The sequence below is a fragment of the Paenibacillus sp. FSL H7-0716 genome, assembly GCF_038002705.1.
GTDB classification, from domain to species: domain Bacteria; phylum Bacillota; class Bacilli; order Paenibacillales; family Paenibacillaceae; genus Paenibacillus_AQ; species Paenibacillus_AQ odorifer.
This window is the reverse complement of record NZ_JBBODA010000005.1, coordinates 273,575-299,663: the sequence shown is the minus strand read 5'-3', so window position 1 is coordinate 299,663 and position 26,089 is coordinate 273,575. Positions and strand designations below refer to the sequence as shown.

The 26,089-nt window shown below is 43.7% G+C and carries 28 protein-coding genes and 1 riboswitch; of the genes, 10 read left to right on the top strand and 18 right to left on the bottom strand.

What is annotated here, in order from left to right:
* Window positions 1–62 precede the first annotated feature (62 nt).
* Complete coding sequence (locus MHH60_RS09650) at window positions 63–827, bottom strand: exodeoxyribonuclease III (RefSeq protein ID WP_076135766.1); 765 nt, start codon at window positions 825–827, stop codon at window positions 63–65.
* Window positions 828–1,018: 191 nt separating this feature from the next.
* On the opposite strand from MHH60_RS09650, the gene MHH60_RS09645 reads away from it, so the two are divergent.
* On the top strand, window positions 1,019–2,164 hold the full coding sequence (locus MHH60_RS09645; RefSeq protein ID WP_076135559.1) for an MFS transporter: 1,146 nt from the start codon (window positions 1,019–1,021) through the stop codon (window positions 2,162–2,164).
* 162 nt (window positions 2,165–2,326) lie between these two features.
* Entirely contained in the window at window positions 2,327–2,614 is a 288-nt protein-coding gene (locus MHH60_RS09640; RefSeq protein ID WP_036686338.1) for a hypothetical protein, read from the top strand.
* 60 nt (window positions 2,615–2,674) lie between these two features.
* Here MHH60_RS09640 and MHH60_RS09635 read toward each other — a convergent pair whose 3' ends face one another.
* Window positions 2,675–3,535, bottom strand: coding sequence for a helix-turn-helix transcriptional regulator (locus MHH60_RS09635; RefSeq protein ID WP_076135558.1), 861 nt, complete (start codon window positions 3,533–3,535; stop codon window positions 2,675–2,677).
* 127 nt (window positions 3,536–3,662) lie between these two features.
* On the opposite strand from MHH60_RS09635, the gene fabF reads away from it, so the two are divergent.
* On the top strand, window positions 3,663–4,901 hold the full coding sequence (gene fabF, locus MHH60_RS09630; protein WP_076135556.1) for a beta-ketoacyl-ACP synthase II: 1,239 nt from the start codon (window positions 3,663–3,665) through the stop codon (window positions 4,899–4,901).
* A gap of 84 nt (window positions 4,902–4,985) precedes the next feature.
* Here the strand turns inward: fabF and MHH60_RS09625 are convergent, their stop codons facing one another.
* The 4 genes from MHH60_RS09625 to MHH60_RS09610 form a co-directional block, all read right to left on the bottom strand.
* Window positions 4,986–6,458 carry a glycoside hydrolase family 43 protein gene (locus MHH60_RS09625; RefSeq protein WP_370511496.1) on the bottom strand — a complete coding sequence of 491 codons (1,473 nt, stop codon included), beginning with the start codon at window positions 6,456–6,458 and terminating at the stop codon, window positions 4,986–4,988.
* Between the two features lie 182 nt (window positions 6,459–6,640).
* A complete protein-coding gene (locus MHH60_RS09620; protein ID WP_076135552.1) occupies window positions 6,641–7,708 on the bottom strand; it encodes an ABC transporter ATP-binding protein in 1,068 nt (355 codons plus the stop codon).
* A 139-nt stretch (window positions 7,709–7,847) separates the two neighbouring features.
* Window positions 7,848–8,387, bottom strand: coding sequence for an HXXEE domain-containing protein (locus tag MHH60_RS09615; RefSeq protein WP_076135551.1), 540 nt, complete (start codon window positions 8,385–8,387; stop codon window positions 7,848–7,850).
* 67 nt (window positions 8,388–8,454) lie between these two features.
* Window positions 8,455–9,417, bottom strand: a complete 963-nt coding sequence (locus tag MHH60_RS09610) for a phosphotransferase family protein (RefSeq protein WP_076135764.1) — start codon at window positions 9,415–9,417, stop codon at window positions 8,455–8,457.
* Window positions 9,418–9,596: 179 nt separating this feature from the next.
* Between MHH60_RS09610 and fabV the strand changes: the two genes are divergently transcribed.
* The gene (gene fabV, locus MHH60_RS09605) at window positions 9,597–10,787 is read left to right on the top strand and encodes an enoyl-ACP reductase FabV (protein ID WP_076135550.1); all 1,191 of its coding nucleotides are present in this window, start codon (window positions 9,597–9,599) and stop codon (window positions 10,785–10,787) included.
* A gap of 19 nt (window positions 10,788–10,806) precedes the next feature.
* On the opposite strand, the gene MHH60_RS09600 is transcribed toward fabV, so the two are convergent.
* The 6 genes from MHH60_RS09600 to MHH60_RS09575 all read right to left on the bottom strand — a co-directional run bounded on the left by MHH60_RS09600 (window position 10,807) and on the right by MHH60_RS09575 (window position 16,067).
* Window positions 10,807–11,064, bottom strand: a complete 258-nt coding sequence (locus MHH60_RS09600) for a DUF2164 domain-containing protein (RefSeq protein WP_036686326.1) — start codon at window positions 11,062–11,064, stop codon at window positions 10,807–10,809.
* 72 nt (window positions 11,065–11,136) lie between these two features.
* Window positions 11,137–12,126 carry a phosphotransferase family protein gene (locus tag MHH60_RS09595; RefSeq protein WP_341161129.1) on the bottom strand — a complete coding sequence of 330 codons (990 nt, stop codon included), beginning with the start codon at window positions 12,124–12,126 and terminating at the stop codon, window positions 11,137–11,139.
* Window positions 12,114–13,082, bottom strand: coding sequence for a sugar phosphate isomerase/epimerase family protein (locus tag MHH60_RS09590; protein WP_038570445.1), 969 nt, complete (start codon window positions 13,080–13,082; stop codon window positions 12,114–12,116). Before MHH60_RS09590 ends, MHH60_RS09595 begins: the two co-directional genes overlap by 13 nt.
* Window positions 13,083–13,116: 34 nt before the next feature.
* The gene (locus tag MHH60_RS09585; protein WP_076135548.1) at window positions 13,117–14,187 is read right to left on the bottom strand and encodes a Gfo/Idh/MocA family protein; all 1,071 of its coding nucleotides are present in this window, start codon (window positions 14,185–14,187) and stop codon (window positions 13,117–13,119) included.
* Window positions 14,188–14,209: 22 nt separating this feature from the next.
* Window positions 14,210–15,307, bottom strand: a complete 1,098-nt coding sequence (locus tag MHH60_RS09580) for a Gfo/Idh/MocA family protein (protein WP_036686323.1) — start codon at window positions 15,305–15,307, stop codon at window positions 14,210–14,212.
* Window positions 15,300–16,067 (bottom strand): sugar phosphate isomerase/epimerase family protein, encoded by a 768-nt coding sequence (locus MHH60_RS09575; protein ID WP_076135546.1) that lies wholly within the window; start codon window positions 16,065–16,067, stop codon window positions 15,300–15,302. The genes MHH60_RS09580 and MHH60_RS09575 overlap by 8 nt, the downstream gene beginning before the upstream one ends.
* Window positions 16,068–16,343: 276 nt before the next feature.
* On the opposite strand from MHH60_RS09575, the gene MHH60_RS09570 reads away from it, so the two are divergent.
* Window positions 16,344–17,162, top strand: a complete 819-nt coding sequence (locus MHH60_RS09570) for an AraC family transcriptional regulator (protein WP_076135544.1) — start codon at window positions 16,344–16,346, stop codon at window positions 17,160–17,162.
* 105 nt (window positions 17,163–17,267) lie between these two features.
* On the opposite strand, the gene MHH60_RS09565 is transcribed toward MHH60_RS09570, so the two are convergent.
* Both MHH60_RS09565 and MHH60_RS09560 read right to left on the bottom strand, forming a co-directional pair.
* Window positions 17,268–17,999 (bottom strand): class I SAM-dependent methyltransferase, encoded by a 732-nt coding sequence (locus MHH60_RS09565; RefSeq protein ID WP_076135541.1) that lies wholly within the window; start codon window positions 17,997–17,999, stop codon window positions 17,268–17,270.
* Window positions 18,000–18,060: 61 nt separating this feature from the next.
* A complete protein-coding gene (locus tag MHH60_RS09560; protein ID WP_036686317.1) occupies window positions 18,061–18,267 on the bottom strand; it encodes a hypothetical protein in 207 nt (68 codons plus the stop codon).
* Window positions 18,268–18,429: 162 nt separating this feature from the next.
* Between MHH60_RS09560 and MHH60_RS09555 the strand changes: the two genes are divergently transcribed.
* Complete coding sequence (locus MHH60_RS09555; RefSeq protein WP_036686316.1) at window positions 18,430–19,110, top strand: TIGR00266 family protein; 681 nt, start codon at window positions 18,430–18,432, stop codon at window positions 19,108–19,110.
* Window positions 19,111–19,183: 73 nt separating this feature from the next.
* Here the strand turns inward: MHH60_RS09555 and MHH60_RS09550 are convergent, their stop codons facing one another.
* On the bottom strand, window positions 19,184–19,663 hold the full coding sequence (locus tag MHH60_RS09550) for a Fur family transcriptional regulator (protein WP_076135760.1): 480 nt from the start codon (window positions 19,661–19,663) through the stop codon (window positions 19,184–19,186).
* A 318-nt stretch (window positions 19,664–19,981) separates the two neighbouring features.
* Here MHH60_RS09550 and MHH60_RS09545 point away from each other — a divergent pair, with 318 nt between their 5' ends.
* Window positions 19,982–20,638, top strand: coding sequence for an S-layer homology domain-containing protein (locus MHH60_RS09545; protein ID WP_076135539.1), 657 nt, complete (start codon window positions 19,982–19,984; stop codon window positions 20,636–20,638).
* A gap of 95 nt (window positions 20,639–20,733) precedes the next feature.
* On the opposite strand, the gene MHH60_RS09540 is transcribed toward MHH60_RS09545, so the two are convergent.
* Genes MHH60_RS09540 through MHH60_RS09530 form a run of 3 tightly spaced genes read right to left on the bottom strand, consistent with a single transcriptional unit; the run spans window position 20,734 to window position 23,058 of the window.
* Window positions 20,734–21,486 (bottom strand): amino acid ABC transporter ATP-binding protein, encoded by a 753-nt coding sequence (locus MHH60_RS09540; RefSeq protein WP_076135538.1) that lies wholly within the window; start codon window positions 21,484–21,486, stop codon window positions 20,734–20,736.
* A gap of 13 nt (window positions 21,487–21,499) precedes the next feature.
* Window positions 21,500–22,168, bottom strand: coding sequence for an amino acid ABC transporter permease (locus MHH60_RS09535; RefSeq protein WP_036686309.1), 669 nt, complete (start codon window positions 22,166–22,168; stop codon window positions 21,500–21,502).
* Window positions 22,169–22,221: 53 nt separating this feature from the next.
* Window positions 22,222–23,058 carry an amino acid ABC transporter substrate-binding protein gene (locus tag MHH60_RS09530; RefSeq protein ID WP_076135536.1) on the bottom strand — a complete coding sequence of 279 codons (837 nt, stop codon included), beginning with the start codon at window positions 23,056–23,058 and terminating at the stop codon, window positions 22,222–22,224.
* Between the two features lie 223 nt (window positions 23,059–23,281).
* Window positions 23,282–23,385: riboswitch (TPP riboswitch) on the top strand.
* 198 nt (window positions 23,386–23,583) lie between these two features.
* Between MHH60_RS09530 and MHH60_RS09525 the strand changes: the two genes are divergently transcribed.
* The 3 genes from MHH60_RS09525 to MHH60_RS09515 are packed head-to-tail and all read left to right on the top strand — an operon-like array spanning window position 23,584 to window position 26,070.
* Window positions 23,584–24,279 (top strand): ABC transporter ATP-binding protein, encoded by a 696-nt coding sequence (locus MHH60_RS09525; protein WP_172628811.1) that lies wholly within the window; start codon window positions 23,584–23,586, stop codon window positions 24,277–24,279.
* Window positions 24,260–25,036 (top strand): ABC transporter permease, encoded by a 777-nt coding sequence (locus tag MHH60_RS09520; protein ID WP_081389003.1) that lies wholly within the window; start codon window positions 24,260–24,262, stop codon window positions 25,034–25,036. The genes MHH60_RS09525 and MHH60_RS09520 overlap by 20 nt, the downstream gene beginning before the upstream one ends.
* A complete protein-coding gene (locus MHH60_RS09515) occupies window positions 25,033–26,070 on the top strand; it encodes an ABC transporter substrate-binding protein (RefSeq protein ID WP_076135533.1) in 1,038 nt (345 codons plus the stop codon). The genes MHH60_RS09520 and MHH60_RS09515 overlap by 4 nt, the downstream gene beginning before the upstream one ends.
* Window positions 26,071–26,089 lie beyond the last annotated feature (19 nt).

The window sequence follows — 26,089 nt, the reverse complement described above, 5'->3', positions numbered from 1 at the left end:
TAATGAAAAAAAAGGCCGCTTCGTCCTTTAAAGAGACTTAGCGGCCTTTTAAATATTCGATCCTAGTCTGTGAAATCAGCAAGCTTGAGGATGACCGGGCAGTGATCGCTCCCCATAATGTGGCAATCAATTTGGGCATCCAGCAGATTAGGTGCAAGTCTAGAAGAAGCTAGGAAATAATCAATCCGCCAGCCTACATTCCGTTCTCTCACCTTCGGCATATAAGACCACCATGAATAAACACCTTCAAGCTCTGGATGAAAATATCTAAAGGTATCTATGAAGCCGGACTCCAGCAGCGTACTCATTTTTCCTCTTTCTTCATCGGTAAAGCCAGAGTTTCCGCGGTTAGCTTTAGCATTTTTGATATCAATATCCTGATGGGCTACGTTCATATCACCGCATACAACGACTGGTTTTAGCTTGTCCAGTTCCAGAAGGTAATTGCGGAAGCGGTCCTCCCATTCCATTCTGTAATCCAATCTAGCCAGATCTCGTTTGGCATTTGGTGTATACACATTCACTAGATAAAAATGTTCGAACTCCAGCGTAATAATTCGGCCTTCCGCTTCCTCATCCTCTTCCATTCCGTATCTCGCAGAGATCGGCTTGATTTTGGTGAATATAGCTGTGCCTGAATACCCTTTTTTCACTGCATAATTCCAATATTGATAGTATTCTTCACCCTGTTCCAGAACAATCTGCCCTTCTTGCAGCTTCGTCTCCTGAACACAGAAAATATCTGCTTCTACTTCCTTAAAATAATCATCAAACCCTTTTTTCACACAGGCCCGAAGACCATTCACATTCCATGATACCAACTTTATCATTAACGTTTCTCCTTGCATTTTGCTTTGATAGTAACCAGTTTATCATATTACGGCCAGAAATTTATAGAGGGTTAGAGTCATCTTGAGCAGTTCCGTGAATAGATTTATGTCCTAATCATTTATTATCCATGATACAATAGCAAAATTGACTCTATACAAATTATCTAACACGTGAGGTAAAAAAACTTATGAATGCACCAAATCTTTTACGAGGGTTTAACTTTTTGTATTTTGCTCTGCTAGCCATGTTTATTCCCTTTCTGCCAGTCTATCTAAGTGAACAAGGTCTAAGCCCATCGCAAATCGGCTTCATTATTGGAACTGGTGGATTTGTTACCATCGTTGCCCAGCCTTTATGGGGGATGATCAGTGATAAAACGAAAACCATCCGCAAAGTGCTGTTAGCTCTGCTGTTATGCTCAGCGGTAACCGGATACTTTTTATTCGATTCCAGCAGTTACGTTGTTCTCATTCTTTTTGCTATGCTGCTGTATTTCTTCTTGATGCCCATTGATCCGCTGACAGAAAGCTTGAATTTCCGAGTCTCTGAGGCGGCTGGAATTAGCTATGGTTCTATCCGTACATATGGTGCGCTAGGTTATGGTGTTATGGCTCTGATTACTGGGTATGTGCTTGGTTTTTTCGGCTCTCATGGAATTGCTCTTCTGTTTGTTGCCATTTGCCTTATTAGCTTTATAGTAAGCTGGAACATGCCAGATGCCCCAGTCACAGGTAAGCCGGTCACGCTGGATAGCCTCAAGCACTTTTTTGGCAACAAAAAGACATTGATGTTTCTGGTGCTCATATTTATTAGCTCTGTACCCGCACGAATGAACGATACATTTATTGGAGTTTATATTCGTGAGCTTGGTGGCAGTCCTCAACTGGTAGGCCAATCGTTTTTCCTCGCGGCAATTAGTGAAATTATTGTCTTTGCATTAAGCTTCTGGTGGTTGCGTAAAGGAAAAGAACTGATTATCATATCGATTTCCGGAGCCTTCTATTTCCTTCGTTTTTTTATTTCAGCTTGGATCACTGATCCACACTTGTTAGCCTATTTGCAGATTCTGCAAATTCTTACCTTCCCTGTGTTCTACTCGGCTGCTATTCAATATCTGTACAGCATTGTACCTGAGGAATGGCGTGCTACAGGGCAAACCGTCCTTGCACTATTGTTCTTCGGTGTATCAGGTATCCTGGCTTCTTATGCTGGTGGGGCATTATATGATGCCTTTGGGGGTAAAGCTCTTTACTTAACGATCTCCGCAATGTCATTTGTCGGCATGCTATTCGGATTGATACTGTATCTGATTTATCGTAAAAAAACGGAATAAGCGTACGAAAATAAACCGGGGATTTCCCAGCCGCTTTCTAAGTGGCTATAGGACATCCCCGGTTTTTTCTATTAAAAAGTGCTAATTCACCATGGCATTCGCTCTAGCATTAATAGATTTTCAACATAGAATATCCTATCAAACGAAAAGGAGGTCGTTACTATGGCCATCGTATTACCGATTCAATATTTCAATTTAGCCCCAGTCATTGGTAAATCTTATTATGAAAACCTTGCAGGTGGTATTAACGCTGCTGTTACTGTGAACAATAACTCCAACTTCCCAGTAGATTTAGTAATCACTCGTGTGAATGCTCCAGTTATCACATACACGATTCCAGCGTTCAATAGCCTTACGCTTGCAGTTCATGCCCTTTTGGTAGCTGCACTCTTAAGCACTCCTGCTGGCACCACATTCGGAACTATTGAAATTTCAACATCAGATTTCTAATAGTGTAGTATTAAGCATCTCTAGCTGGAAGTTCAGCTAGGGATGCTTCTCTATGTGAATCTAGCTTAATCCTTCTATTGTATGCTGCTCCATAAGCTGCTTTAGCTTGGTTTCAGTATTCGAATCTCCCGCAGGAGTATAGATGCTGCAGCGTAAATCCGCACTGCCATGAACCTGCAAAGAGGTTAGATGAAATAACATTTTCCCCGCCTTGGCATGTCTGAATTCTAGTAATACATCCGGGGCTGAGCTAACCCGACTTTGCTCCCACATCTCATTAAAAGCCGGATGCAATTCTTTCAATTCCTCTATAAATTCATCATACCAATGATCCTCTACATACTGTCCGTAATACGCTCTAAAGATAGAAAGATATCCGCTGACGAATTGTTCCCAATTCACTGCTAAGCGCCTAAACTCCTTACGAACAAATAACAATCGGATCATATTCCGCTCTTCGATGGGCAGCTTTGAGAAATCAAGAAAAACATGGGCGGCAGCTTTATTCCAACCGACGATCCCGCAACGTCTATCAGAAATTATCGTAGGACAATATTTGAGTTCCTGTAAAATTTTCTGCAGCGAAGGACTAATTACAGAAGATTCATCTTGCGGATAGGGTGTGGTTCCAGTTCCAGTTTCTAAAGCCAGTGCAAAAAGATACTTTCGCTCATCTTTAGTCAGCCTAAGTGCAGTGGCAATACAGTCCAAAACAGATGACGAGACTTTTATATCTCTGCCTTGTTCAAGCCACGTATACCAGGTACTGCTTACACCTGCAAGCTGTGCAACCTCTTCCCTGCGGAGTCCTGGCGTTCTTCTGCGTGTGCCTTCCGGCAAGCCTACAGAGCTTGGTGAAATAGCCGCACGACGTGCTTTCAAAAAATCGGATAATGCTTGTAATCTTGTTTGATTAGCCATAAGCTACCTCCACTTTGAGATTCCTGTTCCTTTAGTATAGTACAAATTATACTAGGATAAACGATAACTTGTAATAGGATAAATAAAGTGGAAAAATACTAGTATACACTAGCTGAGGAGGTTCATTATGGAACGCGTAGTGATTACAGGCATGGGCTTAATCTCACCACTTGGGAATACAATCGGGCAATTTTGGGATCGGCTAATTTCTGGTGAATCGGGTATAACCCCGATCACTTCATTTGATACAACAGGTTTTAAGACGAGAATTGCTGGCGAAGTACGTGATTTCGATGCAGAGGGCAGATTTGGGCGTAAAGAAGCACGCCGAATGGACAGATTCAGTCAGTTTGCCCTCGCAGCTACTGAAGAGGCTTGGAAACATTCTGGCCTCCAGCTTGATAAGATTGACAAGGAGAGACTTGGCGTTTATGTAGGATCTGGCGTTGGAGGCATTCAGACCTTGATGGATCAAGGTACGGTCCTGAAAGAGCGTGGACCTGATCGAGTCAGCCCTACCTTAATTCCCATGATGATCTCCAATATGGCTGCGGCGATGATCAGCATTAAATTTGGAGCTCTCGGCCCGAGCATGTCTCCAGTAACAGCTTGTTCTATTGGCAATACTGCGATTGGCGAGGCCTTCCGTTTAATTCGTTATGGCGGTGCGGACATCGTTATAGCCGGGGGTTCTGAGGCTGCTATTACTGGAATCTCGCTGGCCAGCTTCGGGAATGCCACCTCTTTATCTACACGAAATGAGGAGCCTACTAAAGCGAGCCGCCCTTTCGATGGAGGACGGGATGGCTTTGTAATCGGTGAAGGTGGCGGCATAGTCATTCTTGAGTCACTCACCCATGCTCAGCGTAGAAACGCCAAGATTCACGGCGAAGTGATCGGGTATGGTGCTAGCTCTGATGCTTATCATATGGTTGCCACTCATCCAGAGGGGATTGGTGCCTATCAAGCTATGAAGTTAGCACTAAATGAAGCTAATCTCCAGCCCCACAATGTAGATGTAATCAGCGCGCATGCGACAAGTACAGTAGTAGGAGACCATTCTGAAACCCTAGCGATTAAAAAATTATTTGGCGAGCATGCCTACCACATCCCCGTAACCGCTAATAAGTCCATGACTGGACATGCTTTGGGGGCTGCTGGCGGCTTAGAAGCCATTGCGTTAGTTAAGAGTATCCAAGAAGGGATCATTCCTCCTACCATCAACCAGGACGCGCCTGATTCTATCTGTGATTTGGATTACGTACCTAACATTGCACGAAAAGCTAATCTCGAAGTAGGCATCTCCAATTCCTTTGGCTTCGGCGGCCATAATGCTGTTATTGTAATCCGAAAGTTCGTAGACTGATCTTACATTATAAAAGGGGTTTCAACTTAGCCATTACACATGACTAGTTGAAACCCCTTCTGCTCTTAATCCTTTTAAACTATCTTATTCCGAAGGTGATACATGACTTCCCCAGATAGAAATCCCTTCATTAGAAACCGCGGTGAACGTCATAACATTACTGGCTGTAGTTTCATTCCACTCTTTCAGGAATACACCCTTATAAGTAGAACCACCTATCGTTAACTCTGCAGTATGATCGTCGATAAGCTTCCACTTGCCCTTTACCGCGCCTTTGATTTTACCACTCTTCGTCAATTGAATTAGCTCCGATTGCACGATATCTGCCGTAATCTCTTTATTATGATTCACATATTTGTATTCGCCTGCGATTTGCTCTTTCGTATATTTATCAATGGTCTCGCCACCATAACGGTGTGGTGCGACCACCGGCCAGCCATCAGCGTTCATGAACATCTGGTGTAATCTAACCTCATGCTTTTCACCACGATTCGGGAACCGTGTATGGAAGATCAAATAATATTTGCCAGTCTCTTCATCGTAAAATGCGGAGTTATGTCCTGGTGATACATATCCTTCTCCACTTACTGGTAGCTCATCGTCATTATTCAGGAATTCGAAATTCCCCATGAGTTTAACTCCGTAAGGAGCATAAGCAGGATCATCAAACAATACGCCAGCTGTGCCCTGTGAATCGATCATATCCTGGCCCTCAGAATCTTCAAAAGGTCCATCAGGTGTCTTCGAGCGGGCTACACGGATGTTATATCCGCCATCAGCAGCCAGCCCCCCGTAGGATAGGAACAGGTAGTAGTAATCCGTCTCAGGACTGTACAGCATATAGGGAGCTTCTATCCGCGCATGATTTGCACCTAGAAGCTTTTTGCCATAACCTTGATCTGGCAGTGGGAATCCTGTACTTGTGTCCAGTTCCATAATAAAAATACCACCGGAATAAGAACCATACACCATCCACAATCTGCCTTCTTTATCAAAGAACACATCCGGATCTACAACATTCGGCTTTTGTGTGGCATCATAAGTTTCTCCGTCATCGCCTACGCCCACCATACCGGACTTTAGGAAGATCCCTTTGTTCTTATAAGGTCCTTCAATATGGTCTGACACGGCTATACCAAGTGCTGATAATGGGGAATCACCTTTACAGGCGTTGTAATACATATAATATTTTCCATCCGCCAATTGAATGACATCCGGTGCCCATAAAGTGTCCGTCTTTCCCCAGGTCAAGGCCTCATTTAATTCCTCTTTGACATTCGGGATGAGTACGTTTCCATCAACAACTCCAGAGGACAATTGAGTCCAGGACATCAGGTCGTCGGATTTAGCAGAAGCCAAATGCGAGCCAAACACATAGTACTTATTATCAGCCAAAATAATGGATGGATCATGTACAGAAACATTCTTGAAGACAGGCTGAACAGGTTCAGGTCCACTGTTTGTGTTACCAGAGTTAGCCGTGTCGTTGTTACATGCGGTTACAGCTAATAATGAAACACTAAGTAAAGTAGTCATAATTATCTTTTTCATCGTTATACCCCCTATGTATGCCTTTTCATTTTGAGATGAAAACGATAAATAGTCAACCCTTTTATTTAATTAAGTTCGTATTAATTCATATTTATTTAAATAATAGTGAACATTGTAGAAAATAAAAAAACGCCAAGCCAACTAAATGGCCTAGCGTTTCCTCTTATTATTTAGTTAAAACAAGTTGCTTACTTAGCGCCTTCTTGCACTAAAACTGGCTCTGGATAAGCGTTCTTAAGTATACGTTGTCTATTCTTAACGACTGTCGGCGGTTCCACCTTAGGAGCCATCGGATGCATTAACCAAGACTTCACCATATGGGTATCCGAAACCTTATACATTGGAGGCTCTTTCTCCATATCGATTTGCATCGCATAAGTGCTGCGAAGTGCGAAGGCATCACCCTTAGGCGGCTTGATCAAATCTGGAGGGGTACCAGGAATCGCGGTAAGCAAAGAACCTTTGCTCTCTAGACTTGGCATGGATGCAAGCAATCCCCAAGTGTAAGGATGTCTTGGATCGTAGAAGATCTCTTCTGCAGTACCCATTTCAACAATTTGTCCGGCATACATTACTGCTACACGATCCGCCATTCTTGCTACAACACCAAGATCATGGGTGATAAAAATAATCGCCGTATCAATCTTCTTCTGCAATTCCTTCATCAGGTCAAGAATCTGTGCCTGAATGGTAACGTCGAGCGCTGTAGTTGGCTCATCCGCAATCAGAAGCTTAGGGTTTGCTGCAAGTGCCATTGCGATAACGACACGTTGACGCATACCGCCACTGAACTCATGCGGATATTGATTGAAGCGGCGCTCCGGTGAAGGAATACCTACTAGCGTAAGAAGTTCAACCCCACGTTTATTGGCAGCTTCTTTGGAGATTTTCTCATGTTTGTGCAGTACTTCAGTAATTTGTCTGCCGACCTTCATCATCGGGTTCAAGGAAGTCATCGGATCCTGAAAAATCATACCGATCTCTTTACCACGAATCTTCTGCATTTGCTTCTCAGTTTTACCGATCAAATCTTGTCCATCAAATAAAATTTGTCCACGTTTATATTCTCCTGGCGGCGTTGGAACTAGCTTCATTACCGCTTGTGAAGTTACACTTTTACCGGAACCGGATTCCCCAACTATCGCTAGAGTTTCACCTTTATCTACATGGAAGCTAACACCACGGATCGCTTGTACTTCTCCACCGTGTGTTTTGAATGATATCGCTAGATCTTTTACCTCTAAAAGGCGCTCCATCTTGTCACCCTCTCATTTCCTCGTCAATTATGATAATGATTCTCACCAAGTTGTAAGCAATAAGTATTATTTTATCTAGTTCTAAGGGTTCTAGTCAAGATTTTTCTGAAAAAGATATGGCCAGCAGCAGCCTTATGTACTAGATCTGTTTAATGCGAGCCCTATTCTTCACGAACATCCACAATATTGGCGGAAGCAGCAAAAGAACTAACAGCAGAGACCATCCAATATCTCCAAGGGATACCAAGTTGTCATTCAATAGTCGATAATACGCATAAAGAGAATAGGGAAGAACTACTAGTACTGCTGTAACTACCCCTGGTGTATATACCTTTAAATATATCGTCTGTCCTAGATGAGTAAATACATGTAAGAAAAATACCGCTAGCACTGCCAAGTACAATAAATAATTGGAAAAGAATACTGCAATACAAGTTACCGTCACTATCAAAATATACACGAATAATACGTCCATTGCAAAATTACGTGTAGTCATTTGTAACATCGAATGATACGTCTTGCGCATAAACAAAGGAATTGCGTCCTCTAACCTGGTTCTATACTTTGCACCCCATGCTTCAATCGTTAATATTTCTTCAAAATCATGGAACATAAATAGGATCGGCAACAGCCACAGCAAACTTACGATATCTATATGTACACTTAGCCACTCAAACATGTGAATCCTCCCCCTTCTCCTGCTCAACCTCCTTACCTTCTTATGTTGTGATCTAGCTGAAAATGTTCTAACCCATGAAACGGTCCCAACCTTCCAGCAGATTATCCTGTGCCCACTGGAAATGGCCTTGGCTATCGTATTTACGCGAATAACACTCAATGAAATAAATTAAATCGATATATAAGTCGTAGAGCTTTTTGCGTGCACATTCATTAGGGCTATCAAAGCTGTCCCCATAACCTCTGCAGAAATGCTCAGAATCCTCAATATAGCGAAAATAATATTCCATAAGGTGATCGCCCCATAACGCCCGTTCCCAATCGATTAAGGCAACAATGCTTCCCTCTCGCACAAATACATTCCCATCCCACAGATCCCAGTGAACTAAACGTGGCTCAGTGACCACATCCATCACATGTATACGGCTGTTGATCTCCGCCTCAATCGTTTCTAAAGGAATGGGCATCTTTGCCTTTAAGCGTCGAGCATCATCAAGGAGGTTGCCAATCAAATTTTGAAAGGTTTCCCGCCAAGAAGTCCCCTTTATCTTCGAGGATACATTAAATAATCCGAAATGATCCCCTTGAATCTCATTAATAATCCGGCTATAACGACCTAATTCTTCCTCAATACAACTTCTTTGCTGCGGACTAAGCTCTTCCTTAATTTCATTATAGGGCTGGCCGATTATTTTCTCCATGAAAAAAAAGTCACTCGATATTAAATTTCTGCTGTTGTCATAAGCGTATACCTCAGGCACAGGTACCGTGCCTTTAGACTTCATTAGCTGCATTGCCGCAACCTCTGTAGCCATGATATCGTGCTCGTAACTTAGCGTGTCTGTCTCATCGGATGGCGATATTTTAAGGATCGTAGCTCTGCCATCTGACAAAAGGAGGTCATAAGCTGCGTTGAAATAACCTCCCGTCAATTCCGTACTTTGAATGATTTTCACATGGCTTCCAAAGGCAGCACCCACCAGAATGTCCTGCTGCTCAACCGTCAATTTTGTTTTAGTCTGACTTTCCAAGACTTCACCACCATACAGAGTTAAGTAAAAATGCAAAAACCAACCTCATAAAAGCCCAGGATTCATTGTATTGGATACAAGAAAGATAAACAATCCTTCTCCATTGGAATGAAAATTGTTAAAATTAGAAATAACACGTATCATTAGCTGCTATTCATGAAAGAGAGGAAACTATTATTATGATCATAAAACCTAGAACACGTGGCTTTATATGTACAACCGCACATCCGCAAGGCTGCGCTCGTCAAGTCGAGCGGCAAATTGAGTATATTAAGGCACAACCCGAGATCAAAGGACCCCGGAAGGTGCTTGTCATTGGCGCATCCACAGGCTACGGCCTCGCCTCACGGGTTACAGCCGCCTTTGGGGCTGGAGCCAGCACAGTAGGCGTATATCGGCCGAGCAGCAGCAATGGAGCCCGTACAGCCTCTGCTGGGTGGTACAATTCCGCCGCCTTCGAACAACTTGCGAAGTCTGCAGGTCTGCAATCCTACAGCGTTACGGGAGATGCGTACTCCAAAGAGACCAAAGACAGAACGATTCAGCTGATCCGCAGCGAATTAGGACAAGTCGATTTGGTCATCTACAGTGTTGCTTCTGGTCGCCGTACAGATCCGGAGACAGGTGAAGTATATCACTCTGTTCTCAAACCTATTGGCGACACCTTTACCAACAAAACTGTGAACTTTCATACGGGTGAAGTCACTCAAATCTCCATCGAACCCGCGACCGAAAAGGAAGTTCATGATACCATACGAGTGATGGGCGGTGATGATTGGCAGCTATGGATAGAAGCACTCCAGCAAGCCGGAGTATTAGCTGATCACGCAACCACTATTGCCTATTCATATATCGGATCAGAGCTTACTCAAGCCGTATATCGCCAGGGAACGATTGGACTTGCTAAAGACCATCTCGAAGCTACGGCGAGAACACTTAACGAAGCGTTATCTGTTACTCACGGTAGAGCTTATGTAGCGGTCACAAAAGGTCTTGTCACACAATCCAGCTCGGCGATCCCTGTCGTACCCCTCTATATTTCCGCCCTTTACAAAGTTATGAAAGAGCACGGTCTTCATGAAGGTTGTATTGAGCAAACCTATCGGTTGTTTGCTGAACATCTTTATGCAGCAAAAGGAACTCCTGTGGATGAAGAAGACCGTATCCGTATAGATGATTGGGAATTGTCTCCGGCAGTCCAGCAAGAAGTTATCGAAATCTGGAACCAGCTCACTTCAGACAATATCTACGACCTAACGGATCTGCATAGCTATAAACAGGAATTCTTCCAGCTATTTGGATTCGAGACAGAAGGTGTAGATTACGAAGCTGACACTGATCCAGATGTAACTGTTATAAATCTGCGCTAAAAATTATCGTGTTTTTAGATTATCTTCTACCTGAGGATAAGGGTTGTTCGAGAGCATACATTTCCTCTTCCAGAGAAATCATCTTTTGCTCAATCATTTTACGTGCATCTGCCAACGCTTGATTGTAAATATAAGGTGAAAGTTCTTTAAGCATAAAATCGAGAAGGTTCTCGCTGGCTAATTGCCCAATTTCACTGGACAGCTCTGTATCAAAATATTCTTGAATACTAGCTGTAATCTGAAGCTTATGTTCTCTCGGTATTTTTAACGGCTGCATAGTAATCCTCCAATCTAATTAGATACAGGAAAATGACGTGCTTTCGCACGTCATTTTTCACACCTATAACCTTCATTCACTGCTGCTTTTAAAACGGTTCCAACCCTCAGTCAAGTTATCATGCGTCCAACGGACATAACCTTCGTCTGCATATTTGCGTGAATAACATTCGATAGCAAGAATAAGATCAAGATAAAGATCATACAGCTTCTTCCGCTGAATCTCGTTCGGACTGTCGTAGGTTGTTCCGTACCCCTTATAGAAACTGGAAGAATTCTCAAAATGCCTAAAATAATACTCCATCAGCACATCACCCCATAGGGCTCTCTCCCAGTCAATCAGCGATACGATGACTCCATCCTTCACAAATACATTCCCATTCCATAAATCCCAATGCACCAGTCGTGGGTCGGTTACAGCATCTAATGCAGGGAGATACTTGAAAACTTCCTGCATAATCTCTTCACTGGACGCAGGGAGCTGTGCATTCAGCCTCTTGGCATCAGCAAGTACACTTTCCATCAGGCATGAAAAGGTCTCTCTCCACGAGGCTCTTGGCTCCTCTGAATCCGTTCCAAAAATGCCAAAACGTTCTCCGCGTAGCTCATTGATTATGCGATTGTAACGCCCCAGCTCAGTTTCGATAGCGTCTCTCTCCGGAAGTGAAAGACTCTCCTTCACGTCACTGTAGGGCTGGCCCTCCACCTTCTCCATAAAGAAATACGGAATAGGAATGAGCAGCAGACTTTCATCATAATGGTAGACGGCAGGTACGGGCACGACACCCTTATCTGCAACCATTCGGAGAGCTTCCACTTCAGTTCGCATAATGTTCTTCTCGTAACTTAACGTATCTGTCTCTACAGCAGGGGCAACCTTTAGAATGACAGATTTCCCAGTGCTGAGTTCCAAATCATAGGCTGTATTAAAAAAGCCTCCCGTAAGCTCTGAACTTAGGTTAATCACAGTTTCTGAACCGAAAACCGCTTTCACCAAAACATCCAGCTGTTCATCATTTAATTTAACTTTCGTGAAGCTCTCCATTTCGTTTAAACCCACCACATTTCTGTCAGCGGCTCCTCAATCAATACTTGTTGAAGATTACTTACAGCTTTGGAGAAACCCTCTTCAACAGACATCAGCCCGTCTTCATGCTCGATACTAACCACATAGTCATACCCAACCAAACGAAGTGCACTAATAATGTCAGCCCAAGTCTTAAGATCATGTCCAAAGCCGACAGAACGGAACTGCCAAGCACGGTCAAGCATCTTGGTATACGACTGCATATCAGTTAATCCGTGCATATTGACATTCACAGGATCGATAACGGTATCCTTCGCATGGAAGTGATGGATTGCACCTTGGCGTCCCAAAATATGAATCGCTTGCACAGGATCAATTCCTTGCCACCACATGTGACTCGGATCAAGGTTCGCACCGATCACTTCACCTGCTGCTTCTCTCAGCCGTAGCAGAGTACCTGGTGTGTGTACAGAGAATCCGCCATGCAGCTCAAGACCTACCTTTACATCATGCTGAGCGGCAAAGGCACCCCATTCTTTCCAATAAGGAATAACCTTGTTCTCCCATTGCCAGTCCAGAATTTCTTGATAATCATTGGGCCATGGAGCTACAGGCCAGTTCGGATATTTAGCACCCTCATGATCTCCAGGACATCCAGAGAAGGTATTCACAACCGGAACCCCTAGCTTCTGCGCCAATTTGACCGAGTTTACGAAATCCTCATGATCCTTTTGAGCAAGTTCTTTTTGCGGGTGCAATGGGTTACCGTGGCAGCTCAAAGCACTGATTGTAAGTCCGCGAGATTCCACAGCATGTTTGAATTCTTGTAAGGCTGTTTCATTCTCCAGCAGCATTTTAGGGTCGCAGTGGCTATTGCCAGGATTGCCTCCCGTACCGATTTCTACCGCCTTTAGCCCTTTGGATACTACATAATCAAGAGCATCCTCCAGCTTACGACCTCCAAACAAGACCATAAATACTCCAAGTTTCATTGTAGGCCACCTCCTCTTGGAAATAGTTTACTTTTTATTTATCGTAGATATCAAAATTCTTCACCACTTGATTACTCTCAGCAGCTTCAAAAATAACTTCAATCAAATTCTGCACCCGCATAACTTCGGCGTTCTTAACGATAGGTTCTGCTGTTCCCTCAATGACAGCAGCGAAATTATCATAAAAGCTAGAGCTTAACTCCGACGGCTGAGGTAATTCCTCAGTGATCGTTGCCCCCTCCGATGGAGGTGCCATAGTTTTAGTTAGTCCTACACCTGCACGAATCGGCTTCGGTTCGATTTTTTCGCCTGCGTTATTTCTTGTCACCAATCTTCCAGTTAAAGACCAGTCTTCAATAATTCCAGTGCCTTCGATACCTTTCACATACCATCTTGGCAATGTAATAAAGTTAGTCGTCCCAACCTCTACAATCGCTTTAATTCCATTCTCAAATTGCAGAATAGCTTCAAAACCGTCATCGACATCGTTTCCTAAAATAAAGCTTAGACTACTGCTCACACTGGTAATTTTGCTGTCAATCATGAATAATAGCTGGTCCAATAAGTGAACGCCCCAATCCAGCAGCATCCCTCCGCCTTGTGCCTTAACATGACGCCAGTCTCCAGGAATTCCGTTCGCTCCGTGCACGCGGGATTCGATCTGGAATAGGGATCCAATCGTCTCCTCATCGTACATTTTTTTGATGGTTAAAAAATCTTCATCCCAACGTCTGTTCTGATGCACCATAAACACACGTCCAGCTTCATCAGCGGCCGCCAGTATTTCTTGAAATTCAACCTTGGATAGAGTAACTGGCTTCTCACAAATGACATGTTTGCCAGCTTGTAATGCACGTATCGCAATTTCTTTGTGCACATCGTTTGGCGTAGCAATTAGAATAATTTCGACCGAAGAATCTGCCAATACTTCTTCATAACTTTGGTACGCCTTGTAGCCAGCGTCGTTGGAATTGGCACGACGTTCTTCAAGCACGTCGTACGTTCCAACTACGATTAAGGTAGAGGTCTCTTTTATCAACCCTGCGTGATAACTTCCCATTCCTCCAAAACCAACAATGACTACAGAATGTCTGTTTGAACTCATGAACTTCACACCTGCTTCTCGTTTAGTTATCTGATGTCCCGTCAAAATACACAGCACGACCTGTACGGGAAGATTCGTAAATAGCCTCCAAAATTTGGGTAACGACAAGGGCTTGTTCAGGTTTAACTACTGGTTCTTTATCTTCCCGAACTGCTTCAAGCCACAAGCGAGCTTCACGATCGGATTCACTCTCTTGTCCTCCGTTAAAGAAAGCTACTCCCCCTGCGGACAAGTCAATTTTAGTCTCGTATAGACGGCCACCACGGTCACCATTTAAGCGTAACCCGTCCTTCATATCTGCGCCACCCTCTGTACCTGCTAGGAGCGTCTTCGCTTCTCCAAATTCAGATACATTAAGAGCCCAGCTTGATTCCAGTACAATTGTAGCACCATTTTCCATGGTAATAAATCCAAATGCTGAATCTTCTACTTTAAATTGTTCAGGGTCCCATGGACCAAAAGCATTTCCGCCGTTTTTACGGTTACCTAGCTTATGGAAAGTCGAGCCCATAACACTACGCGGTTTATAATTATCCATCATCCATAATGTTAGATCAAGCGCATGCGTACCGATATCGATCAGTGGACCGCCGCCTTGCTTTTCTTCATCCAGGAATACACCCCATGTAGGAACCGCGCGACGACGAACGGCAATCGCTTTTGCATAATAGATCTCACCAAGCTCACCGTTTTCACAAACGTCTTTAAGATATTCACTATCCGCACGATAACGGTTCTGATAAGCTACAGACAATTTCATACCAGTGCGTTTGGCAGCCTCTAACATTTCCTGTGCTTGAGCTGTAGTCTTCGCCATTGGCTTCTCACACATTACATGATTGCCAGCTTCCAATGCTGCGATTGTGATCACGGAGTGACTGTCATTCGGTGTACATACATGCACGATATCGAATCCTCCGGCTTTCAAAAGCTCTTGATAATCTGTATATACAGCCGCGCCTTCAGCACCATAGGTTTTTGCTGCTTCCTGTGCACGTTCTTCGACGATATCACAGAAGGCTACCATTTCAGCATCTGCTTGACGTGACAAACTTGGCATATGTTTTCCGTTAGCAATTCCACCGCAACCGACAATAGCAATTCTCAACTTTTTAGACATGAACATTTCCCCCTTGATTAGCGTATGCTTTTACCCATTTCAAACTATCTTCTACACTTCCTAATGGTGAACGGCTGCAATAATCCTGCTCCACTACCGCCCACTCTACCTTTGCCTGTACAGCCGCATCAAGAATTGCTGTAAGGTTTACTTCTCCTTCGCCTAGAACAACCGTTTCTGGTGAACCATCCTCATGTTTCTTCAAATCTTTCAGATGGATGATCGGCAACCGGCCAGCGTATTTGTTGATATATTCTACGGCATCATAACCTGCGTGATGTACCCAGCATGTATCCATTTCAACTTGCAGTAAATCAGCTGGCACCTCTTCAAACAAACCGTCAAACGCTGTACGGTCACCATATCGATCAGTTAACTCAAAGTCATGATTATGGTACAAAAGAACTGCTCCACGCGCCTTGCACTTTTCTCCAATAATCTTCAGATTCGCAGCAACTTCTTCATAGTTACGTTGTTCTTCTGACAGATACGGCACAATCAGATTATGATTTCCAATCTCCAGGTTGTACGCGATCTCTGCCTCTGTATCATTCAACAACGCGTCATAGGGACGGTGTGCGCCCAGCGCTACTAATCCAAGTTCATCAAGCAATTTTTTGACTTCTGCTGCGCTACGGCCGAAGTAATGGAAAAACTCTACACCTTTATAACCAAGGGCTGCTACTTTACGCAGTGTCCCTTCAAAATCCTGTTCCAGTTCTTCTCTGAGCGTATACAATTGCAGGCCTATCTTCAGCATTTTCGAATCACTCCAATTGGATTTAAAGTTAGCTTTCTGTAGTGTCAATCACTTGAACAATAATGCTGTAACAGAATTGACTAATCTGATTCTCATCAGTTTCCTTAAACTGTCATTCTTGCAAGCACTGATAATACCGACTGTTTCTAGCGTTGATGGTCGATTTCTTTCTTTATTGCTTAGCTACATAGTAATATGAAAGCGTATATATTAAAATGAATAATATGATTAAAACATGAACAATCTGCTTATCATTTCTATAAACCAGGAGGACCTATGACTCACTCTGCTACCTGTCACGTATTATCAGCCGGATTTTCTTTTCATCGCAAGCCTTTTCATATGTCTCAAAGTCAAGGGAACCAGAACTTTCTTATACGTCTGCAAACGGAAGGAAGAAGCCGTGCATTGATCGATGGTGTGATGTCACCTGTGGAAAGCGGGGATATTATGTTATTCGCTCCAAATGATCCTTACTATTTGATCATAGATAAAGAAGAGTACCCAGTAGGCAAGCCACGAATTGAAAGCGGAGATTATCATATCTTTTGCGGGGGAACATGGATTGATGAATGGTGGCAACGTTCACAAAGACCCACTCGCCTAAGTGTGCCGCTTAGTGAGAATTTTCTTGGCTTGTTTCGCCAATTGATTCTGGAGCACCGTCGACTTTCCGACTTCTCTCCAGAAATATCTGCCTGCTATCTGCAAATTCTATGTATGGAAATCGACCGGCTAATTACAGACCAGCCAGCAATTACTCCAAAAGGTTATTTGGCATACCGAATGAAGCAATATGTTGAGGAGCACGCAACCCTTCCCTTTCTATTGGAGGATGTAGCAGGTTTTGTGGGTATATCCGTCTCGCGGGCCGTTCATTTATTTAAGGAAGCCTTTGGGACCAGTATTATTAAATATGTAAACGATGTCCGACTGGAAATGGCCAGAGAACGGATAACCTTCAGTCCCATGCCGCTGGAGCAAGTAGCAGAAACTTGTGGTTTTGCGAACTATACCTATTTTCACCGGGTCTTCCGAAGTCGTTTCGGTATGTCACCAAGAGAATATCGTGTGCACAGCAGAGAACAGGTGTAAATGAAGAAAACCCGTTTCATTGCAAAAAGGTTGTCCCTTAGTAGAAAAGGCTACTTTTAGGACAACCCCTGCCTCTATATTTGAACATAACTCGTGAGCATGAGATTATTCTTTTACAGCCGAAATGATCAGGAACATCGGTCTACGCTCCTCATCCTTCATCCATGGATCATTACTCATTTCTTCTGAAGGCTTTGGTTCTTTAACCGCTTTAATAGTAAAGCCAGCTTCTATCAGGTCATTGAAGTAGGTGAAAATCGTGCGATGGTATTTAATCACATTTTCAGTTAAGAATTTAGTTTCACGAAGTCCTTCTGATTGATAATGATCTACGGGCCAATGCAGACGGTTTCCTTGCTCATCGGTATACCAGTCTTGCTCTTCCCGTGAAGTAAAGATTGGATGCTCCACTGAAAAAATAAAACTCCCGCCTGGCTTAAGAAACACATGGACTTTGCGGCAGATGGCTGCAAAAGATTCAATATAGTGGAAAGCCAATGAACTGAGGACCACATCAAATTGCTCGCTCGCAAAATCAATGTCCTCAATCGGCAGCTGGATATAAGTTATAGCAGGATCGTTCGTTTTTTCACGCGCCTGTTGCAGCATTTTTCCCGAGATATCCACACCTATAACTGAACTCGCCTGCTGCTCACGGGCATATAGGCAATGCCAGCCGAAGCCGCAGCCTAGATCAAGCACACTTTTATTATGTAAGTCTGGAAGAAGCGCCTTTAATACATGCCATTCTCCTGCTGCTGCAAGCCCTCCAATAGAACGAGGCATTTGCTGGTAGGCTGAGAAGAAATTCGAATCGTCATATTTATTTTGCTTCATCTGGGATACATCTCCTATATATTATTTCTTCAATTACTATACGCTGAGCGACGTCCTCTTATCAAATAGCCAATAAAAAAGGAGCATCATCTTGGAAGATCTGCCCCTTATATCTATTCTTATTCAATTGTTCCTGCTTGCTTGGTGTTAACCGTACATGCTGTGAAATGGCTCCATAATCACTATTCGATCTACGACTTTGTGCTGCGCACCAGGCTCCGGAGCGCTCTGCCTTACGCAAGGCTTTTTGTGTCTTGGTTCGTGCCATGTGACACCACTCTCCTATTCATAGGTAAATGATTATTGATCTTACAACTATAAGACAACTTCATTTTAACATATTCCAGACTATGAGCGAAGCAAGAATTCCGTTACACTTAGAGCAAAGCTAGTATTCTATCTTATCTAAATAGATGCGGAGGTTTAAAGGATGAATTACCAGGTTTTGTATGAAGGTGCTTTTGCTATGTTAAAGGTCCAACTAAATCCCGGTGAAAGCGTAAAGGCTGAAATGGGCGCAATGGTCGCGATGTCACCTAACGTAGAATTAAAAGGAACCGTGGATGGTGGTTTAATGCGCGGTCTCGGGAGAATGCTGAGCGGTGAGAAATTCTTCTTTCAAGAACTTAGAGCGACCCGTGGTCAAAGTGAGGTATTGCTGTCCCCTGGCTCACTCGGCGATATTCAGGCGATAGAATTAGACGGATCGTATAAGCTGTTAGTTCAAAAAGACGGATTTCTCGCCGGAACTGAAGGCATTCAAGTAAATACCAAAATGCAGAATTTAACCAGAGGGCTCTTCTCCGGTGAAGGCTTCTTCATTGTAGAAATCAGTGGCAGAGGAACGGTGTTCCTGTCTTCCTTCGGTGCTATCCATGCGATTAATTTAGGACCTGGTGAAGAAATGATTATCGATAACGGACACCTCGTAGCATGGCCAGATTATATGGACTATAAGGTAGAAAAGGCAGCCTCTGGCTGGCTAAACAGCATAACCAGTGGTGAAGCACTTGTCTGCCGCTTCCGTGGAGAAGGTGTAATTCTCGTTCAGAGCCGTAACCCTGGCAGCTTCGGAACGTGGATCAAATCCTTTGTACCTACTCGAAGCTAGACTTCCTAAAACGCAGTAATCAAAAAAGACACAGGCTTGGAGAAAGCCTGTGTCTTTAGGTTAGAAAGCGATCTTACGAGACTGCTTTATCTGCTTCTGCTTTTGCTTTTTTGCAGCCAGTACGTTTACATGTTGCATAAGTACCCTTGAAATCAAGGCGGTGATCCGTGACGTTAAAGCCATATTCACGTTCCACTCTTCTCTCCAGCTCCACAAGCCAGTCGTCCTTAATTTCCTCCAACCTTCCGCATACGCTGCATATCAAATGATGATGCATATGTGAATGATCGTTCCCGCGCAAATCGTAACGGGCAACTCCGTCTCCGAAGTTCATCTTCTCTACAATATGAAGCTCACATAAAAGCTCAAGTGTACGGTATACCGTTGCCAGGCCCAGATGTGGATAGCTGTTCTTAACAAGCATATATACTTCTTCTACGCTTAAATGATCCTTCTCATTGTCGAGCAGAACGTTCACTATTGCTTCACGCTGAGGCGTTAATTTATATTTTTGCGCCGCAAACAATTGACTGATATTTGATATTTGATCCATTTGGTCTCCTACCTTCCCGGAACGATTTAACATCCGTACCCTCTGAGACGCTCCTATTTATGCAGTTAAGACAAACCATAAATAGTAATCGTTACGATATAATCATAACAAAATTAACCACGAATGAAAAGAGCCTGACATCATTATATCATTTCATGCCACTTATCCAAAGTACTACACCCCAATCTGGCCCATATTTCTATTAAAATCTACTTTTTCGTGAAATAATACAGATTAGACCGCAACCTTTCCATAATTTACAACGTTAAAGGAGTGACAAAGGCTAAGGAGCCTATCCATACAACGAGGTGAAAAGACATGAACATGAAAAAAAGCACGCTAGCAGCGATCACAACCGTAGCCATTTTCTCCTTTTCTTTGGGTGGTCAGATGTTTGCAGCTGGGAACACCTTTAAGGATATTGATAACATAAACGGCAAAGAAAAAATCATTTCTTTAAAAAATCAAGGGTTAATTAAAGGGGTCAGCGAATCTCAATTTCTCCCTGGCTCTAAGGTCACTACAGCCCAAGGGATTCAGTTTATCTCCGGCGGTCTCCAGCTCAGCCTCGCAGCCATAGACTTTAACAAAGCTCCTGTTGCCAGCGGCTTGTTCACAAAAGTAAAAGACAAAGCCTGGTACGCTGAAGCCTTCATCAATGCTTATTACAATCAAGTTAAGCTTCCAAAAGATATTGATCCTAGCCTAATTATGACCAAAGAGCAATTCACTAACTATCTAGTGCAAGCGATCGAAGGCGTAGGTAATCTGCCGATGATCAATATCGTACCAGTAGATATCGCTGATGAAGCTTCTCTGACCCCTGCGTATCAAGGCAGTATTCAGCGCTCCCTGAAATACAAGATCAATACTTTAGACGCTAACGGAAAGTTTAATCCAAAAAGCGAACTCACCCGTGCCGAAGCAGCGATTATGCTCTACAACGCTTTGGAGTTCCTGAAAACTGGAGTATAAGCCAAATTTCAGTAACTCTTCTCATTTGAATAATCTACACAAGAAAAAGCAGCTCCGGATGATTCCTGAGCTGCTTTTTCATATATATTGTCTTTCTACTCTTCTTCACCATTCAGTCTATTCAGAAATTGCAGAGCCCGGAGATTCTTCGGGTGCTCCAGCACTTCTTGCGGAGTCCCTTGCTCTAGAATATGACCACCATCCATCAAAATGATCCGGTCCGCTACATCGGCGGCAAATTTCATCTCGTGGGTCACAATCACCATAGTCATACCTTCTGCTGCTAATTGTTTGATGACCTTAAGCACTTCCCCTACCAGCTCAGGGTCGAGCGCCGAAGTGGGCTCATCAAACAACAGCACTTCTGGATCTACCGCCATAGCCCGGGCGATGGCCACTCTCTGCTGCTGCCCTCCTGACAGCTGATGGGGGAAGTTATCAGCTTTATCTGCCAAACCTACCTTAGCCAGCAGCTGAAGCCCCCGCTTACGCGCTTCTTCCTTGGATCGTTTTAAGACAGTTACCTGTCCCTCCATCACATTGCCAAGCGCAGTCATATGCGGAAATAAATTATACGATTGAAAGACCATCCCTGTTTTCTGCCGAAGGGCCAATACGGAATTCTGAGGAATTTTCTTATGATCTGTAAAATTAATGGTGATATCCCCAAGTGACAGGCTGCCTTGATCCGGGATTTCCAACAGATTAAAACAGCGCAGCAGTGTAGTCTTTCCCGAGCCGGATGGCCCAATAATGACAAGTACCTTTCCATGCTCCATTTTCAGATCAATACCCTTTAACACTTGGAGTGCGCCGAAGGATTTATGCAAATTAATGATTTCAATCACAAGTATCTCTCCTTTAGGTCGCAGAGTAACGATCGAGTCGTTTCTCCAAGTAATTTTGCAGCGCCGACAGCACAGAACAGAACACTAAATAAAACAATCCTGCTTCGGAGTATACCAGCAAAGGCTCATAAGTGGTAGAAGCTACCTGCTGAGCAGTTCTAAACATCTCCGTATAGGTGATGATCGCTGCAAGCGATGTATCTTTGACCAAGCTAATAAAAGAATTGGATAACGGCGGTACAGAAACGCGTGCAGCTTGTGGCAGAATTACGCGGCGCAGAGCCTGCCCACGAGTCATACCAACTGAGAAGGCAGCTTCCCACTGGCCTTTATGTATCGACAGGATAGCAGCGCGTACGATTTCCGATGAATAAGCCCCTACGCTAAGGGTAAATCCAATGGTGGCGGCAATGAAAGGGTCGAGTACAATACCAACAGCCGGCAAACCATAAAAAATAATAAATAGCTGCACTAACAACGGGGTTCCCCGAATGACCCATACATAAAAACGGGCGATTAGCTTCGGAATTACCCACGGTGAAAGACGTGCCAACGCGGTTAGGATCGCCAAAATCAATCCAAGCACAAAGGAAAGCAGCGCCAACGGAATGGTAAAAGCCACCCCGGCTTTAAGCAGGGGTAGCAGTGTATCTAAGAAAATTTGTATTTTGCGGTCATCCATTATTCAGACATCCTTTTTAGCTTCTAGGCTTAATTAGCCTTGCTAGCCTTGTATTATTTTGAAACGTCAGCTCCAAAGTATTTCTCGGAAATTTTCAAGTACGTTCCATCACTTTTCATCTCTTTAATCGCATCACTGACCGCTTTCACCAGCTCATCATTGCCTTTCAGGAATACCGCGGCACTTTGTGATCCTTCAGGAATCTCGTCAACCACTTTAATTTTTGCATCTGGTTTTTGTTTTTTCAGATCCAGATAAGACAAGCCATCATTCACAGTTGCATCAATACGTCCCGAAGTCAGCAGGTCCATCGCTTGATTGAAACCGTCCGTAGCTACGATTTCAGCACCGTTCTCACGAGCGATGTCGGATAAGTTACTTGTCAGGGATTGTCCGGCTTTTTTACCCTTTAGATCAGCAAAGTTCTTAATCTCCTCATTGTTTTCGCTCACGATCAATACTGCCTTGGATACAATATAGGGTTCAGAGAAATCATATTTCACTTTGCGATCTTCGTTAATGGAAACTTCATTGAAAATGACATCAAACCGTTTCGCATCCATCCCAGCAAAAATACCATCCCACTGAGTTTCAAAAAATTCAGCTTCAACACCTAAACGTTTGGCTACTTCTTCGGAAATTTCTACGTCAAAACCAGTCAATTTCCCCGCAGTGTCATGATAAGTAAAAGGTGCATAAGTCCCTTCTGTACCTATCCGCAATTTGCCGCTGGCCTTCACAGCCTCTAAACTGTTTTGCGCTGAAGATGCTGCTCCACCATTCGTTCCAGCTGTTGGTTCAGCAGCCGTATTGGTATTCGAATTATTGCCGCAAGCCGCTACAAGGACCACGGTTAACGCCAATATAATAGTTAAACTCCATTTTTTCATTATTAAATCCCCTCTCTCTATCCGGTTTTTTTCCGGTAAATTGAATAGTACACTGCCATCACATGATCGTCAATACTTTTTTTCCGATTATATACATCGGAATTGTAATATTAACTAGATTTCTACTTATATCTTACCCAATCTTGGATTAATCCTTCACTTCTTTCTCTCTTTACTTCTCAGAAAGATATGGTATATTTATAAACAAATTAATATGGACCTGTTATTTCACTAGGGGAGTCGGCCGACTGAGACGGAGCTTCAAGCTCCGGACCCTTGGAACCTGATCTGGATCATACCAGCGGAGGGAAGTGGAGCGGAATTTTCATCAAGCATGTTTAGTGTTATTATGCAGAATGAACTTTTTGACCCATTCATTTCCTCTGGAAATGAATGGGTCTTTATTTGTTTAGGCGCTCCACAAAAATATTAGGAGGTTAGATCATCACGACCATTTTATCTATTCAAGGCCTAACCTACTCTTTTCCGGAAACTGAACAACCCCCTGTATTCGCAAATCTATCCATGGATATCAGGCAAGGGGAATTCGTCTCCGTAGTAGGGGCTAGCGGATGCGGGAAAAGTACATTTTTCAAAACGATTGCCGGTTTACTCGAACCTACTCACGGAAAAATAAAACTCTCTACGCACCCCTCAACCGCTAGTCGTTTAGGCCAGATCGCTTATATGCCTCAGCAGGATTTATTGCTGCCTTGGAGAACAGTGCTCGACAACTGCCTTTTGCCCTGGGAGATCAAGCCCAGATTTAGTAAACAGGATACGATCACTCAGATTCGGGAAATGTTGGTCCGCTTCGGCTTAGCAGATGTAGAGAAGGCTTATCCCCATGAACTTTCGGGAGGAATGAAACAGCGAGTCGCATTTCTGCGCACCTTAGTGGCTGGAGGCGGAAGTGGTCTTATGCTGCTGGATGAGCCCTTTGGTGCTCTCGATGCCATGACCAAACGTGAGATACACCGTTGGCTGTTGGAGTTATGGGGTGAACTGAATCAGACGATTATGCTCATCACTCATGATCTGGAAGAAGCACTATTGCTCAGTGACCGGATTTATTTATTATCTGGCGGTGCGCACAGCGAATTACAGGAGATCGTTGTCGATCTACCAAAGCCAAGACATTATAAGATGAACTATGAACCCCGGTTTATAGCACTACGGGCAGAGTTGGAGCGAAGATTGCATGCAACGTATACCTTTTAAAAAACATCTAGACAATTATGGTCCCTTCGTTCTTCTGGTACTGCTCATTCTTGTAATCTGGGAGTCAGCTGTTCGCCTTCACATGATTCCAGCCTTTATTCTCCCTGCACCTTCATCTATTGGCTTCGCATTGATCGAGCACAGGCAATTATTATTCGGACAGCATTTATTGGCAACGTTACAGGAGATACTGGTGGGTTTTGTCCTTTCTGTGGTTTGTGGTGTATTGCTGGGCACTGGAATGTTCCTGTATCGCCCCATAGAAAAGACCATCTATCCCTTCCTTATCATTAGCCAGACGATCCCATTAATTGCGCTATCCCCCATTTTTATTATGTGGTTCGGATATTCGCTGTGGAGCAAAGTGGCTGTGGTGTTTTTGACGGCTTTTTTTCCAGTCGTAGTGAGTACATATGATGGACTTCGTACAAGTGGCCAGACCTACAAGGACTTATTATTAACATTTGGTGCAAACCGCTGGCAGCTGCTTGTCAAAACCCAAATTCCACTGGCGTTGCCTGCCTTTTTCTCTGGCTTAAAGCTGTCCATTGTATACTGCGTCATCGGAGCTACTATCGGGGAATGGCTCGGCGGCAGTAAAGGACTCGGTTACTTCAGCCGCAGAATGGCCGGAAATATGCAGAGCGATGAAATGTTCGCGGCTGTATTTCTGTTGTCCGCGCTTGGTGTTGTGCTTTTTCTGGCGATAGCTTTACTCGAACAATTATTTTTAAAGAAAAGAGGATCTAACCAATGAATCAATTAAAATCCCCACAACGAGGACTTATTTCTGTATTTCTAGTATGCACACTTTTGCTCTTAAGCAGCTGCGGGAAGGCAGACAAGCTAAATAACAACTCCCAAACCGGTTCCTCCAATACCGAAAATAAGCAGTCACACAAGCTGACGATTATGCTTGATTGGTATCCCAATGCCGTTCATTCCTTTCTATACGCTGCGCAACAGCAAGGTTTTTTCCAAGAGGAAGGTTTGGATGTCGAGATCAAAATGCCTGCGGACAGCAATGATGCCCTAAAGCTTGTAGCAGCAAATCAAATTGATCTAGCGCTCAGCTATCAGCCTCAGGTGCTTATGGCACGCGGCGAGAAAATCCCTGTACGTTCGATTGCAGCAATCGTGCGGCATCCACTGAATCATCTGATGGTTCCTCAGGCTGGCAGTATTCATAGTCCCAAAGAGCTCGCTGGAAAAAAAATCGGCTATTCCTCCATTCCGCTCTATGAAGCGATGATTCGGACAATGATCCAGAGTGATGGAGGCGATCCTTCATCCGCCAAGCTGATTGACGTAGGTTTTGACCTTATCCCTGCGATCTCTACAGGACAAGTGGACGCAATAATAGGCGGGTTTATCAACCATGAACAACTGATCCTTGAAAAAGAGGGACATTCGGTCACCTCGCTTAATCCAACGGATTACGGAGTACCTGACTATTATGAGCTTGTGCTGGTGGCCAGCGAACAAGGATTGCAAAATTCTGAAGCTTACTTTAAAAAATTTCTAAATGCCATAACAAAAGGACAGGAATTTGTGGAGCAGAATCCTGAACAAGCCCTGGATTTACTGGTTGCACATGAAGATGCAACTTCACCGCTCGACAAGGAGATTGAGAAAAAAAGTCTTGAGATTCTACTGCCGCTGATGAATGCTGGCGATCAATCTTTTGGTTATCAAGACCCGACATCTTGGGAAAAGGTTCAGGTGTGGTTATCCACCAACGATCTTCTACCAGAAGATATTAAAGCACAGGAAGCTTTTATCAATCTGTAGCATTTAGTTAATTATTTAT